Below are 13,672 nucleotides of genomic sequence, written 5' to 3' on the forward strand. Positions count from 1 at the left end.
GCAATGAACACTCTGTCCGCTGTGGCGATCGGCGGCGCGCGCCGTCGGGCCGGCGGTCGGCGCCGAGCGCTGATCGCCGCGATCACGGTCCTGACACTGGTCACCGGGCTCCTGTCGGGGACCGCGGCGCACGCCGAAGATCCGCCGGTGCCGGCCGACCGGTCGCTGGCGCTGTCGGCGTGGCGGCTGGGTGGGCTCAAGGTCCACCTGGCCGCCGAGGCGGCGCTGATCGGCACTGACGATCAGGTCCGCGAGTTCCTGACCACCGGGCTGAGCGAGGCTCAACGCGCCGATGACCGCGACGCGGTCGACAACGTGATCGCGAGCAGTGGTCCGTCGGTGCGCGCGGCGGCTCGGCAGGCGTTGGCCGCGGCGGACGCCGGCAATGCCGACGCGATCGCCACCTTCCTGAACACCGGGTGGCAAGGACCGGCGAACATCGACACGCGGGTGTCGGTGAACCAGCTCCTCGCGGTCGGCGGCCCGCAGGTCCGCGAGGCGGCGCAGGTCGTGCTCGACGCCGGCGACCCCGAGGCGATGCGCACGTTCCTCGACTCGGGCTGGCAGCGGCAGTGGCAGACCGACCAGCGGCTGCGCGTGAACCAGGCGCTGGCCATGGGAGGTCCGCAGGTACGGTCTGCGGCGCAGCGGACGCTGGACGCCGGTACGCCCGAGGCGATGGAAGGTTTCCTGGCGTACGGCTGGGCGGTCGCGTCGGCGCGCGATGACGAGGTCGCGACGCTGACCGAGCTGCTGGCTCAGGCGCAGGCGGCAGGCGAGCTGGCCGCGCAGGAGACGAGCCGGGCCAAGGAGGACGGCGCCCGGGCCAAGGAGGCGGCCGAGGCGGCCAAGAAGGCGGCCGAGTTGGCGGCGGCGGCGACGGAGGCGGCGCGGGAGCACACCGCTGAAGCGGCTGCTCACGCGCTGCGGGCGGCGGCTGCGGCCGACAAGGCGGCGGAGGCGGCCCGGGTTGCGGTCGACGCAGCGGCCGCGGCGAGCCGGGCTGCGCGGGCGGCAGCGTCGGCTGCTGCGCGCGCCGCTTCCGCGGCTGCGAAGGCCGGCGAGGCCGCGTCGAAGGCGTACCAGGCCGCGGCCGATGCGGCCACGGATGCGGGGAAGGCTTCGGCGGCCCGGCAGGCAGCCCAGAACGCCAGCGCGGTCGCACAGCAGGCGCGGGACTTCGCTGCCACCGCCAGCGCGGCCGGCCAGGCGATCCAGGCCGGACTCGACTCGATCGCGGCGGCCAAGGGCGCGGCCGAGGCCGCCAAGCGCGCTGCCGATGCCAACGACGACGCGATCCGGTACGCCCAGCAGGCCGGTGCGGACGCATCGGCGGCGGTCGCGGCGGCCCAACGGGCACGGGCTAACGCCGACCGGGCGATCCGTGCGGCGAACGCGGCCGAGCAGTTCCTCAACGTCGCGATGGCTGAGGCGTACGCGGCCCGGGACGCGGCTCTGCGAGCGGCCAACGATGCCGATGCGGCGGCTGCCGCCGCGATCGATGCGGCCAACCATGCCGGCGAGGCCGCCCAGGCGGCCAACCGGGCCACGGCGTACGCCAATGCCGCGACGGTTGCGGCGCAGCGTGCCGTCGATGCAGCCGACGAGGCCCAGAGCATCTACCTGGCGGCTCGCGATGCCGACGCCGCGCGGCTGGCGGTGTTCCGCGACGAGGGGCTGGAGTCGGCGCAGGCGGCCAGTGTCCAGTACGAGCTCCAGCGGCAGAGGGCCGACTGGGACGTCGAGGAGGCGACGAAGCGTTCTGCCGAGACCAACCAGCTGGTCACGCTGGTGCAGAACCCGGCTACGCCGGCCGCGGCCGCGGTGGCCGCGGCTCGCAAGGTCACCCTGACCCTGGCCGGGTCCCAGGGCGCGTGGACGCAGCAGGCCGCGCTCGATGCGCTGACCGGTGACGACATGCAGGTCGTGGCGTTCGTGCGGACGGGTTTGGCCAGGGCGAACGCCTTGGACGACCGGTATGCCGTGATGAATCTGGCGATCACCGACAACACGGCGTTCAAGAACGCGGCGATGACCGCTTTGAACGGCAACGACACCACGGTCAAGACGTTCCTCAGAACGCAGAACTACCCGGGCCGGTACACCCAGGACCGGCTCAAGGTCAACCAGATCCTGGCTGCGGCCAACGCCGCCGGCGACGTCGTGCTGGCTCAGGCCGCCCAGGCGGCGCTGGACGCCGGGACGCTGCCGGCGTTGCGGGACTTCCTCGAAACCGGCCAGTACACGGCGGCCGCCATCGGTCAGCGCGTGCGCGTGAACCAGGTCGCCGCGGCCGGTGGTCCGGAGGTCAAGGCGGCCGCCCAGATCGTGTTGGACGGCCCGCCGGCCGGGCTGCGCGAGTTCCTCGACACCGGGCAGTACTACGCGGCCGAAAGGGACTACGAGGGCGCCGCCCACCTGGCGACCGTCGGTGGTCTGCTCCAGCGGATCAGTGAGACCGCCGAGACCGCGGTGAAGAACGCCCTGGACGCGCAGACCGTCGCGGCCGAGGCCCGCCATGACGCCGCGCAGGCTGCGGACTACGCCCAGCAGGCGCTGGACTCGGCCGAGCGGGCGGCGGCGTACGCGGCGCAGGCGCAGACGTACGTGGCCGCGGCCGCGCAGTCGGTGGAAAAGGCGACGGCGGCCGTGGCCACCGCGAGGAGCGCGGCGACCCGGGCGACGTCCTCGGCGCGCAGCGCCGTGAAGTCCGCGGCTTGGGCCATCGCCTCTCAGAACATCGCGATGCAGGCCGCGAAGGACGCGTACGGCTCCGCTCAGCGGGCCTACGACTCGGCGGTCGCGGCCGGGCAGGACGCCCAGGCCGCCGTCGACGCGGCCAACGCCGCGTTCACCGCCTACCAGCAGGCTCAGGGCCTGGAGATCGCCAAGTGCCAGGCGGAGTACGCCAACGGCCCGGCCCCCGAGCTGGAGAGGATGCTCACCGGATCGTCGGGCAACTTCTACCGCAACTGTGTCGCCAACGTCATCGCCGACCCGAAAGAGCTGGCCACGCGGGCGTACACGAACGCGACGCTGTGCGGGATCTACCCGGATCAGGCCAGCCAGGCGTACCAGAACTGCATCCACTCCACCCTGGATCCGGAGTTCCGGGGGATCCAGCCGCTGATCTTCGCCCAGCAGATCCTCACCGGCCTCACCCTGCTGTATGCCGTCCCGGTCGGGCTGGTGTCGGGCACATTGTGCATAGCGACCCTGGTCTGTGGAGCCGTGGCAGGCACCCTGCTGACCATCGCCGACATCGGCGTCAACATCTTCAAGCTCGTCAACGGCGATCAGTCCCTGTTCCAGACACTGACCAACCTCGGCCAGCTGGCGCTGGAGAGCCTACTGCTGGCGGGGGTGGGCAAGGCGCTCAGCGCCGGTTTCCGCAGCCTCAAGGCGCTCTACATCGCCGCCCGCGACGCCAGGATCGCGCAGAACGAGCTGAGGGCGCTCAGCGTCGTCAGGGTGGTGATCAACGGTGGCGCGTCGTGCCTGCGCCCGCCGGGCGGCGCGCCGCTGGCCGTGGCGCCCGCCAAGCTGCCGGCCCTTCGGGCGGGTGGTGTCCGGGCGCAGACTGCCGGGACGCCGCCGGCCAACAGTGACGCCTGTCGGCTGGTCCTCGGCCGCCACGCCCCCGGCGAGGCGCTGGCCCTGCAGATCAGGGGCTACACGTACAACGACCCGAACCTGGCCGAGGTCACCGGCAACGTCAACGGCCTGCCGTACGCGCTGTGGATGCACGAGGTGAACCAGGCGCTGCGGGACAACCACCACGTCGCGGTGGCGATGGACGGCTTCCGGCTCATGGACGCCGGAACCGTCGAGGACGCCCAACGGGCCTACGTCGAGGCGTACCGGACCGGATACCTGGCCTCCACGTTGCAGCACGACTGGGTCGCGACGCCGTGGGAGATGTACCGGATCGGGTTCTACGTCCGGCTCGGCCACCTCGAATGGCGCAACATAGACTGGTACTTCGGCACCACGAAGATCGCGCTCCCGGAGCCGACCTGGTACAAGGACGCCGACGGAGTATGGTGGCCCAGATATGAGGATTGACGAGTTCCGGTCGGAGCGGGAGTTCAAAGTCTGGGCCTACTCGCCGAGCCACGGCCGGCTGCTGCTGCGCAGCACGATGGAGGGCGGGCAGCCGTCGCGGATCGACCTCTACTTCGGTGCCGTCGACCGCATGCTGCTGCGACCTTCCTACCGGGGCCTGCGCGCGGCTGTCGCCGACCCGCTGGAAGCGGAGGCCTACCGTCGGCGGTTCGGCGAAATCCCGGACCGGTACACGCTGTTCACGCTCGAACCTGACCTCGGCAGCTTCGTGGTGGCCGGGGTGATGCAGTCACATGAAGACACTGGGGCCTACTTGGACACCTCGTTCTTCGGGCGGTTCAGCAGTGCCCTGGCCGGTCCGGAGGCTGGCTGACCCGTGAGCCGCGCCGTCGACCCGTTGTCGGCGGCGCGGCGGGGCCAGCGCGGAGACGGTAGGCGGTTTCGGTCCAGAGGCGTGCAAGGCGACGGCTCGGAACAGCGGCGGTGGCGTGCCCGTGCGCCGGCTCTGGCCGGTGGTCGGGATCGGGCGCTGAGAACCTCGTTGATTGCTGAAGGTGATCAGCTTGGATGACATGGCGCGAGTTCGACGAGCAAGCGACACGGGAGACGCTGACGTGCACACGAGGTGGACCGCGACCAGCGCGGCCGTGGACAGGGACTTTGAGGCCGACATCGTAGAGGTCGGGCTGGCGGAGAACGCCGACGGCAGCGGCCGGTGTCTGGCGTTTCAGGTCGGGTTAGCGCGTGTGCCTGATCCGGACTTCGATGAGGTCTACTGCCTCGTCACGGAAACACATGCCTCTGCCTACGGCGGCGTTCAGCAGCTGGAGCTGCGGGGCAGGACCCTCGGTCTGACGCTGACGAAGAAGGCGGCGACGGCACTCGACCTGCCGAGCCGTCGGCTCGTCTTGACTCTCGATCTGACGCAGGATGAGGCTACGGCGGTGCGTGACGGCCTTGCGCAGGTCTTCGCCTCGTCCGTCGGGTGGAGCAGACCGTGGCGGCTCAAGCTGCCAGGCGCGACGCCACAGGTCCGGGCGCGTTCGGTGTTTCGTTCGCCCCCGTGGACGCGGGGTGCCCGCCGCGGTCGTGTCACCTACCGGGTCGCCGCTGTGCACGGTGCCCGCGTGGAGCTCATCAACGAGTCGACCGGAGCCGTGGACGACGGGACCCCGATCACGTTCGTTGGAGAGCTCGCGCAGCTGCTCGTCATCGCGGAGTCGGACGTCGTGGGCCAGCGGTTCTCATACATGGTCGTACCGGATCGATGGGGAGCGTCGTTTGGCGACTTGCGGCGCGAGCCGCCGATGCCCAGATGACGACGCCACATGACGCTCAGGAAGTGAGTGTCTAGCTGAGTGACGACGGGAGGGGACCAGCCGGGGACCACACGTCGTGCGCACTCGTGCATCGGCCTGCTTCCAAAAGGCAGTCGCTCGCGATGCATACCGGGTTTGACGTGCGTAGACGGTTGGTCACCCGTCCTGGGGGTCAAGGGGTCGTCGGTTCGAATCCGGCCAGCCCGACAGCGAAAGTCCAGGCCGTGGGCCGGGTATCCTGAGTCGGATACCCGGCCCATGATCGTTATGTCGGTGAAATGTCGGTGGGACCTGAAGAGAGTCGGCGATACTCGGCGACACGGTGAAGCTGCTGGTTGTCGGCAGATCTCCTGGCGTCCTGTGCCCTGGCATCCACTCGAAAGCTCATCCGTGCCGATGCTGCCACCTGTGATCCTGTGAGTGCGTCCGGAGCACACGCTAACCGGTGATGTACTGGCGCGTGGAGCCGCCGCCACAGCGGTTGGGGTGCAGCAATGGCTCGGGCACAAGCACGCCGCGAGCACCCGCTACTACGGCGAAATCCTGCAACGCACCCTGAGCGCCGCCCGCCGCAAGGCCGACTACTTCACCCGCAACGTGCGCACCATCCAGGTCCTGATCGACCGCGAGTCCATCCTCACCGGCACGGCCGCCGCCGGCGAACAGCCCTGGAAGTACTACGACCTGGGCGACGGCTACTGCAGCTACGACTTCTTCGCCAAATGCCCGCACCGACTTGCCTGCGCCAAATGTTCCTTCTACCTGCCCAAACAATCCAACGCCGGCCAACTCTTGGCCGTCAAAGACGGGATCGATCGAACGCTCGAGCAACTCGACCTCACCGACGACGAACGCGCCGCACTCGAAGGCGACCGAGAGGCCCTGACGGCCCTCGCCAACCGACGCGCCGACGTCGCGACTCCGTCCGGCCCGACCCCGAACGAACTCGGCAACCGCACGGCCTTCATTCCGCTCACCGCCCTGCGCGCCTCCGGGAGGGGCCTCCGTGACGACACCGCGACCCACAGAAACTTGGACGCCCCGTGCAGCCGAACAAGGCGAACTGCACGGGGGTCTTCGTTGCCGTTCAACAGGACTCGGCCGAATGCACGTGCACCCTGCTGAATCCGACGACCGCTACCGATAGAAGCGATTCACCGGACACGCTCGGCGAGCCTCAGCTCAGTCAGGTAGCGCTTGACGACTTGGCCCCCGTAGTTGACGTCTATGAGCCGCGCGATGGAGTTCAGCAATGCGCTCTGCTGCGCGTCCGGCAAGGCACGGTGGCCGGAGTAGGTCAACAGCAGATCCAGGTAGTCCGCTGTCGAGTACGGCAACTCCCACTCGTATCGGTAGAAGCTCGCAGGCCCGAACCGCTTCGACGAGGTCAGCTCCCGATCGTCCTCCGGAATGTCTTGAGCACCTTCAAGACGCAGGCCCGGTGGGGTCGACGGATCGAAGCGCTCGTAAAGCTTCTGAATCTCAACGAAGAACGCCTCGGTCCAGGTGCCGCCGGCGATGTGGTGGGTTCCCACGGTGGCCAGCAGACCACCGAGACGCAACGCGTCAGCAGACTTCGACACCCGCACGGCCGGATCGATCCAGTGAAACGCCGTCGCGGAGAAGACCACGTCGAACGGTTCCGCAGGCAAGGGCCACTCCTCGAACGCTGCCGTCACGACCTCCACCGAGTCGGAGCCGGCAAGGTTTCGCCCAGCCACAGCAGCCATGTCTGCGCCCAACTCGACGGCCACGATCCGGTAGCCCCGTTCCGCCAGCGGCACGGTCGCCTGCCCAGTGCCACAGCCGATCTCCAACACCCTTGCACCGGGCGCCACTCCGGCCGCAGCGAGATCATTGAACATCTGTGCCGGGTACCGTGGCCGCGCACGGTCATACCGTTCAGCGTCCTCGTTGAAGGTTTCTCGCAGCCTCACGTAGTCATTGCTATCGCTCACCCAGAGAGAGTACGGGTGCCGCTCCTACGGCAGGCACTCAATTGCCAGTGCCTGGCTCGTCGGGGCGCTGCAGCTCGCCCGCCTGCCGATCGTTGCCGGAAATTCGCAATAACGTGTCATTCTGGCTCGTCGGGATCCTCTACGAAAGTTCGCCAGTGGTGTGCCCGAGGTGCGATCTCGCGCGCCGTGGCCACCGCTGAGGTGTGAGTTCTGCGGTGTCGGTCCACTCGGTGGTGATGGCGAGGGCTACCGGCCCGGCTCCCAGTTGGTCGAGAACGGTGTGATGCCGGTTGAGCACCGTGCCGTACTCGCCTTCGTTCTCGGGGTAGCGCTTGGAACCGGGCAAGCTGTGGAACCTGACCCACCGATCCGGGGAGCGCGAGCGCAGCTAGTGCGCCATCGGCGGGCACTCCGGCCACTGTTGCTCCCACAGGTCGGTCAGAGCGTGTAGCTGTGGGTGCCGGTTGGAGATCATCGTGTAGTCCTACCGCATCAGGGAGATAGGCAATGCGGGGACCAGGCGGGGACCACACGTCATGCGCGGGAGGAATCGCCGCCTGCTCAGACGAACGTGAAGAGCGATCGCATAGCGGGCATGACGTGCGAGCGCATTTGACCCAACGTCCTGGGGGTCAAGGGGTCGTCGGTTCGAATCCGGCCAGCCCGACGGTGCGAAGACAAGGGCCCTTTCCGGCTTGGCCGGCCGGGTTCAGCAACGCCCAGGTAAGTGAGCTGCTTGGGCAGGCCCGCACGTCGAAGAAGAGCGACTGGCCATTGAGCACACTGAAGACGTACTCATCCGTGGAAGCTTTCGTCTCGAGCTGGCCCGCGCCGGCTGCAGGGCTTCCGTTCGACACGACGAGCGGTACAGACATCGAACGTCTGGGTGACAGGCGCGGTGGAGACTGCGAGCTGATACGCGCCTACCTGTTCTCGCGCCGTGCGAATGATCAGTCGGTATGTTCCCGCTTGCAGGTCCCTCACCTTTTGGTCGGCGCACCAACCCGAGGCCGCCGGTTGCCCGGCGGCATTGAGAAGTTCCCAAGCGAGGTAAGTGCTGTTCTCCGGGCACGACTGAATGTCCACGTAGATCGAATTCCCGTCAGCGACGTGGAAGTCGAACTCGTCAGCGGACACCTGCGTCTCGAGGTGTCCCGCCCCGGTTCCCGGAACACCGTCTGAAGCCGTGAATGGAAGGGCGACCTGGAATGTCTGGGGTGGCACGACCGCAATATCGAGAAGTACATCGTCGATAGGCTGCACAGTGTGGCCATGCCGCCGTGGCCGGTGTCGACGTCGATGACGACCAGGCCGGATGGCGCGCCGGTGCGGATGGCCAGCAGCCCGTGCGGTACGGCGGCCAGCATCGCGGCGATGCGGTGCGGGTCGGTGGTGGCCGCGTAGAAGCCGTGGCAGGTTAGGCAGGGCACGCCTGTGGGTCGTGCGGGGTCTTGGTCTTGCGCGCCGTATCGCAGGGCGGGCATAGCGCTGCGGGCCGTTTGGACCGGCCGAGCATGGACACCGGCCAGCCGTTGGCGGCGTAGCGCAGCGCAGCGGTCAACCAGGGGTGAGCCGCCGTAGGCGTCCCTTCAAAGGCTTGTGTCATCGCCGGTCACCCCCCGGCCGCGACGCGGGGCAGTGGCGATGGCGCTCGCTGCGTACCCTGCCGCTGTGAACTACACGGCACCGAACTTCTCGAAGATCTCGACGGACCGCTATTTCTTCGCGCTTGGCATGTTCCTGTTGGCCATTGGCTTCTTCTTCGACAAGCAAAAGTCCCTCATCACGGGTGGTGTGCTCCTGATCGTTGGGCAGTTGATGCGCGTGGAGACCGCGATCAGGCAGCGCGGCTCCGACTAGTTCAAGGTCGTTGGCGGCGCGGTGCCGTTGGCCATCCCAGCTTTCGATCGCTCACCGGTGTCGCGACCGGATTCCGGGGCGCGAGTGGCGATCAGCCGAGGGCCGCACTGCGCGGCGAGCGGCTACAGGCGGTCGTGATCCGAGGCGGCGCGACGGGCGACAGCGCGGCGGCGGAGGGGAGATGGCGAAGGCTGTGCCACCACGGGGGGAGTGGCACAGCCTTCGTCGTGCCAAGACGATACGCCCTGGGACGGCAGCCGTCCACATTCATCTGCACGCAGAAGGCCGGCACCGCTGTCACGCCGGCAGGACGCGCGCCTCAGTGGCCCGTCCCTGCAGGTCGTCGCCGGTGCGGCGAGTTCTTGAACGTGCAAGGTGACCAGAACGACATCCGGCCACCTTGCCCCCCGTTACTGCCGAACTCCACCGGAGCCCCGCATGCGAGGGGTTCCCGGTGGCTTGAGCTTCCTGAGCCGTCAGCATAGAGTGATCGACCGAGGGCTTGTCAACCAATGATTACAGAAGTTCCATGTTGTAGTCCACGGCTTACAAGTCAGGTAGCGACCTGATCAGGTAAGGACACGTTTATGAGCTCGCAGCACGGCGGCCGGACGATCGCGGACCGCGTGTCGCAGCTGTTCGAGACGCACCGCCGCCCCGACGGTCGCCGGTACACGACCCGCGAGGTCGCCGCTGCCGTCGGGTGCTCCCACACCCACATCGCGGAGATCGCCAACGGCCGCGTCCCCGACCCGCACGTCAACGTGCTGGTCGGAATCGCCAACTTCTTCGGCAAGGACTCCGCCTACCTCATCCCCCCGTCGAAGGCCGGCTTCCGGGCCCAGTCGGAGGAAGTGGCGTCCATCGCGTTCCGCGCCTCTCGCCTCGATGCCGACGCGCTGCGCGGTGTCAAGGCGCTGATCGACGAGATTCTCGCCGACACGGTAGACGGCAGTGATCGGTAAGATCCACCTTTCTTCAGTGACCGAGGACAGGAAGGTGGATCAGGTGGGTGACATGCGCGAGATCCGGCGCACCTGCGCCCGGATCGTCGCGACCCTGAATCCGCCGCGGCCGTGGGACCTGAAACTGTTCGTCGAATACGTCTCCCAGCAGATCCGGCACCAGCCCATCCACCTCGTCGGCCGGCAACTGCCCCCAGGCGTCACCAGCTTCTGGTTCAACGTGGCCGGCCGCGGGGACTTCATCGTGTACGAGGAGCACTCCGTCCCTCAGCACCAGTTGCACCTCGTGCTGCACGAGATCGGCCACATGCTCCTGGACCACCCCAGCGTCGACCCGGCCGTCCTGGCGAATCCGACGCTCCCGCTGCCCTACGGCGGCAAGCAGGAGCATGAGGCCGAACTGCTGGCCGGCGCGATCCTGAACCGATTCGGCCCGTCACCAGTCGGTGAGCCTGTCGCCGACGACCTCGCTCGGGCGATGGAGACTTTCGACCCCTCCTGGGAGGCCACACCCCATGTTCGCCCGATACTTCTCGGCCGCACTTCTGCTTGGCGTCGCGATCGCCGGAGTGGACCTGTGGCGTAACCCGAGCCGACGCTCCGGGGCACGCGTCTCCCGGATGATGATCGTGGCGCTCGGGGCGGCGGCCATGCTCATGCTCACCCCCGGCTTCGGGTACGAGGCGATCGACCGCCTGTTCGGCGTGGAGAACACGGCCCGCCTGCTTTCCAACTCGACCACCCTCGCCGCCTGCGCCGCGATCCAGATCATGATCCTGTACTGGGTGATGCCGGCCCCGCAGGCCGGCCGGGCGGCGCTGCGCCGGGGCGCCGTCCTGGCGCTCGCCGTCGCCGGCATGGCCACCGCGTTCGCGACCACACCGACGGCGCAGAACACCGGAAACTGGCAGGCCGACAACACCACCAGGCTGGGCATCAGCATCTACCTGGCGATCTACTTCGGCTACCTCGCCTGGACCGCAGCGCAGATCATCCTGCTGGTGCCGAGATACGCCAGGCGGGCACACCTGACCCACATCAAGCTCGGGCTCTGGTGTTTTGTCGCGTTCGGCTGGACCGGGATGGTCTACAACGGCGCCGGGCTGGTCACGGCGGTGGCCGACGATCTCGGCGCGCCGCGGCTGCCCGGGCAGCTCGTTCCCGTCTACCTGACCGGGCTGGGCCTGTCGATCGTGTCGCTGATCCTCAGCGTGGTCATCCCCATCCTCGGCATCACCTGGATGAAGTCCTACCGCGCCTACCAGTGCTGCCGCCTACGGCCCTTCTGGGCCGCCCTCACCGGCGCGCACCCGGAGATCCTGCTGGAGACCCCGGCCAAACGCTTCGCCTACAACATCGGCTGCATCTTCGCCCGCGAACACCAGGCGCTCTACCGGCGGACCACCGAGATCCGCGACGTCTACCTGTCGCTGCGCCCATGGATGGACGCGCAGGCGCAGAGCGCCGCCGAGCACCACGCCGACGCCGTCGGGCTGTCTGGGCGACGCCGCGCCGCCGCGGTGGAAGCCGCCGTCGTGAAGGCGGCGCTGTACGCCAAGGTCAACGGCCACCCGACGACCGGGACGGGCGCCGTGCAGCCCGGGGGCGCGGACATGCCGTCCGAGGTGGCATGGCTGCTGCGGGTGGCCACGGAGTTCTCCGGCACCGTCGCTGGGCAGGTCATCGACCAGATGCGCCATGACCGCGGACCCGACACCGTCGGGGCCGTCGACGACTTCGAACAGCAGGGACGCCCCGCATGACCGACACCTCCGCACCACCCCGGGCCACCGGCTCCGACCGCGCAGCCGCGCTCGTCTCGGAGGTCCTGCAGCCGGGCGTCTTCGCCATGGTGCTGCCGCCGGCGGTCGGCGCCGTCGCGGCAGGCTGGCGCGGCGCGCTATGGGGGCTGCTGGCCTGCGTATTCACCGCTGTGATACCGCTTCTGATCATCCTCGGCAGCGTCCGGCGGGGCCGCCTGAGCAACCACCACATGGACCGGCGTGAGGAGCGCGCAGCACCGCTCGGTCTGTCGGTCATCTCGGTCGCCGCCGGTCTCGGTCTGCTGACGCTCCTGGACGCACCCGCCCCGGTACGCGCCACCGTCGCGGCCCTCGGTGCCGCACTCGCCGTCACCACACTGGTCAACCTGGGCTGGAAGCTGTCGGCGCACGCCGCGACGGTCTCCGCGGCCGCCGTGGTGCTGACCGCAGCCCTCGGCAGCCCCGGTGTCGTCGCCTGGTTGATGGTGGTAGTGGTCTGCTGGGCGCGCCTGCGTGTGGGCGCGCACGATCTCGCGCAGCTCGGTGCCGGAGTCCTGGCCGGAGCCGGCTCGGCCCTGCTCGCCTGGACCATGCTGAACTGACCTCCGGTTGGCGTGAGCGCAGCAAATGCGCCATCGGTGGGCACTGCGGCCAATGTTGCTCCCACAGGTCGGTCAAAGCGTCTCTGATTTCCTGAGTTTGTCTGTGTAGTTCAGACGTTCCGGGTGGGGCGTGGCCGTGTCGTGCCGGGTCCGAAGTCTCTGTGGTGGGAGATGACGGGGGTGGCGCGGACGTGGTGGAAGCCGGTCCGGTGGTGTGGGGGTTTCAGGATTTCGTATGCAGGACCTGACGCCGCCGCCCGGGGGTGGTGGTTCTTGGGTTCCTGCCCCGCCGGACGCTGGCCACCGAGGGGTGGGGCGGGGGCCGTGCGCCGGTCGGGCACACGGTGGGAAAGCTTGAAAGGTGTTGGTCGCTTCGGGGTCGGGCCGTTCTTCGGACCACGAGCGGGGGCAGGTTGTCTGGTCGGGGGTAGGGTCGGGCGTCGCACGGTCGCGACGTTGCCTTCGACGACCGTGGTGGTGGTGTGTCGGCCGGTTTTGCGGTCGGTGCGGACGCTGGTTCGGGCGAATAGTCCGCGGGCGGTGATGCGCATGGCTGCGGCGTGGTCGCGGTCTGCGGACAGGTCGCAGCGCGGGCAGGTCGACCACTTCCAGCCCCGCTCGTTGGGCCGGTCGGGGGCGGGCAGGTGCTTGAGTTCGGTGTGTCCGTGGCCGCAGCGTGGGCAGTATCTGCTGGTGCCGCGGGCGGGCACGGTCACCACCGCGATGCCGGTCTTGGCGGCCAGATGCGTGATCGCGTCCATGACCTGGCCGCGGACCTGCCCGGACAGCAGAGATCGAGCACCGTAAGCCGGGCGGTTTCCCGGTCCGTTTTCAGCAGGTCGACGATCTCTGCGCTCAGACCGTCCTGGTCGTCGCCGAAATCGCGGCTCGATGCGCGCAGCAGCGTCGGCAGTGCCGCTACGCCGTCGATGCCGGCCAGGATGCTGGCGATGAGGTCGCGGCCGTAGAAGTTCTCTTCGTGCAGGAACCGGTCGAGTTCCTCGTGCAGACGGGGAACCAGGGCGCTGTCACCGCAGGCCGACAGCGCAGCGAGCGTCGGCGCGATGTCGTAATAGTGGCCCTCAAGCTCGATCGCGTGCCGCACCACGGCCTCTAATGCCCGACGCTGTCGATCATTCG

14 protein-coding genes are annotated in these 13,672 nt (G+C 68.8%); 9 read left to right on the forward strand and 5 right to left on the reverse strand.

Annotated features, from left to right (window positions below; translation table 11 throughout):
- Window positions 1-3 precede the first annotated feature (3 nt).
- The 4 genes from FLL47_RS35535 (at window position 4) to FLL47_RS35550 (ending at window position 6,509) form a co-directional block, all read left to right on the forward strand.
- Window positions 4-4,065, forward strand: a complete 4,062-nt coding sequence (locus FLL47_RS35535; protein WP_144127046.1) for an ALF repeat-containing protein — start codon at window positions 4-6, stop codon at window positions 4,063-4,065.
- Window positions 4,055-4,438, forward strand: coding sequence for a hypothetical protein (locus FLL47_RS35540; protein WP_144127047.1), 384 nt, complete (start codon window positions 4,055-4,057; stop codon window positions 4,436-4,438). The genes FLL47_RS35535 and FLL47_RS35540 overlap by 11 nt, the downstream gene beginning before the upstream one ends.
- Before the next feature lie 181 nt (window positions 4,439-4,619).
- A complete protein-coding gene (locus FLL47_RS35545; RefSeq protein ID WP_246159096.1) occupies window positions 4,620-5,384 on the forward strand; it encodes an Imm10 family immunity protein in 765 nt (254 codons plus the stop codon).
- A 486-nt stretch (window positions 5,385-5,870) separates the two neighbouring features.
- Window positions 5,871-6,509 carry a hypothetical protein gene (locus tag FLL47_RS35550; protein WP_222106351.1) on the forward strand — a complete coding sequence of 213 codons (639 nt, stop codon included), beginning with the start codon at window positions 5,871-5,873 and terminating at the stop codon, window positions 6,507-6,509.
- A 29-nt stretch (window positions 6,510-6,538) separates the two neighbouring features.
- On the opposite strand, the gene FLL47_RS35555 is transcribed toward FLL47_RS35550, so the two are convergent.
- From FLL47_RS35555 to FLL47_RS35560, 3 genes are all read right to left on the reverse strand, one after another.
- A complete protein-coding gene (locus FLL47_RS35555) occupies window positions 6,539-7,342 on the reverse strand; it encodes a class I SAM-dependent methyltransferase (RefSeq protein WP_222106352.1) in 804 nt (267 codons plus the stop codon).
- A gap of 139 nt (window positions 7,343-7,481) precedes the next feature.
- Complete coding sequence (locus FLL47_RS45255; protein WP_425457790.1) at window positions 7,482-7,730, reverse strand: DUF3885 domain-containing protein; 249 nt, start codon at window positions 7,728-7,730, stop codon at window positions 7,482-7,484.
- 592 nt (window positions 7,731-8,322) lie between these two features.
- Window positions 8,323-8,826 carry a bifunctional DNA primase/polymerase gene (locus tag FLL47_RS35560; RefSeq protein WP_246159084.1) on the reverse strand — a complete coding sequence of 168 codons (504 nt, stop codon included), beginning with the start codon at window positions 8,824-8,826 and terminating at the stop codon, window positions 8,323-8,325.
- Between the two features lie 187 nt (window positions 8,827-9,013).
- Here FLL47_RS35560 and FLL47_RS35565 point away from each other — a divergent pair, with 187 nt between their 5' ends.
- From FLL47_RS35565 to FLL47_RS35585, 5 genes are all read left to right on the forward strand, one after another.
- Window positions 9,014-9,202 carry a hypothetical protein gene (locus tag FLL47_RS35565; protein WP_144127049.1) on the forward strand — a complete coding sequence of 63 codons (189 nt, stop codon included), beginning with the start codon at window positions 9,014-9,016 and terminating at the stop codon, window positions 9,200-9,202.
- A 587-nt stretch (window positions 9,203-9,789) separates the two neighbouring features.
- Window positions 9,790-10,167, forward strand: a complete 378-nt coding sequence (locus FLL47_RS35570; RefSeq protein ID WP_144127050.1) for a helix-turn-helix domain-containing protein — start codon at window positions 9,790-9,792, stop codon at window positions 10,165-10,167.
- A 16-nt stretch (window positions 10,168-10,183) separates the two neighbouring features.
- A complete protein-coding gene (locus FLL47_RS35575; RefSeq protein ID WP_144127051.1) occupies window positions 10,184-10,753 on the forward strand; it encodes a M78 family metallopeptidase domain-containing protein in 570 nt (189 codons plus the stop codon).
- Window positions 10,683-11,930, forward strand: a complete 1,248-nt coding sequence (locus FLL47_RS35580) for an MAB_1171c family putative transporter (protein ID WP_144127052.1) — start codon at window positions 10,683-10,685, stop codon at window positions 11,928-11,930. The genes FLL47_RS35575 and FLL47_RS35580 overlap by 71 nt, the downstream gene beginning before the upstream one ends.
- On the forward strand, window positions 11,927-12,532 hold the full coding sequence (locus tag FLL47_RS35585) for a hypothetical protein (protein ID WP_144127053.1): 606 nt from the start codon (window positions 11,927-11,929) through the stop codon (window positions 12,530-12,532). Before FLL47_RS35580 ends, FLL47_RS35585 begins: the two co-directional genes overlap by 4 nt.
- Before the next feature lie 110 nt (window positions 12,533-12,642).
- Here the strand turns inward: FLL47_RS35585 and FLL47_RS45260 are convergent, their stop codons facing one another.
- Both FLL47_RS45260 and FLL47_RS35595 read right to left on the reverse strand, forming a co-directional pair.
- Complete coding sequence (locus tag FLL47_RS45260) at window positions 12,643-13,293, reverse strand: zinc ribbon domain-containing protein (protein ID WP_144127054.1); 651 nt, start codon at window positions 13,291-13,293, stop codon at window positions 12,643-12,645.
- Entirely contained in the window at window positions 13,245-13,637 is a 393-nt protein-coding gene (locus FLL47_RS35595) for a hypothetical protein (protein WP_144127055.1), read from the reverse strand. The genes FLL47_RS45260 and FLL47_RS35595 overlap by 49 nt, the downstream gene beginning before the upstream one ends.
- Window positions 13,638-13,672 lie beyond the last annotated feature (35 nt).

Origin of the sequence: Catellatospora sichuanensis (assembly GCF_007483665.1) — a bacterium.
GTDB lineage: Bacteria > Actinomycetota > Actinomycetes > Mycobacteriales > Micromonosporaceae > Catellatospora > Catellatospora sichuanensis.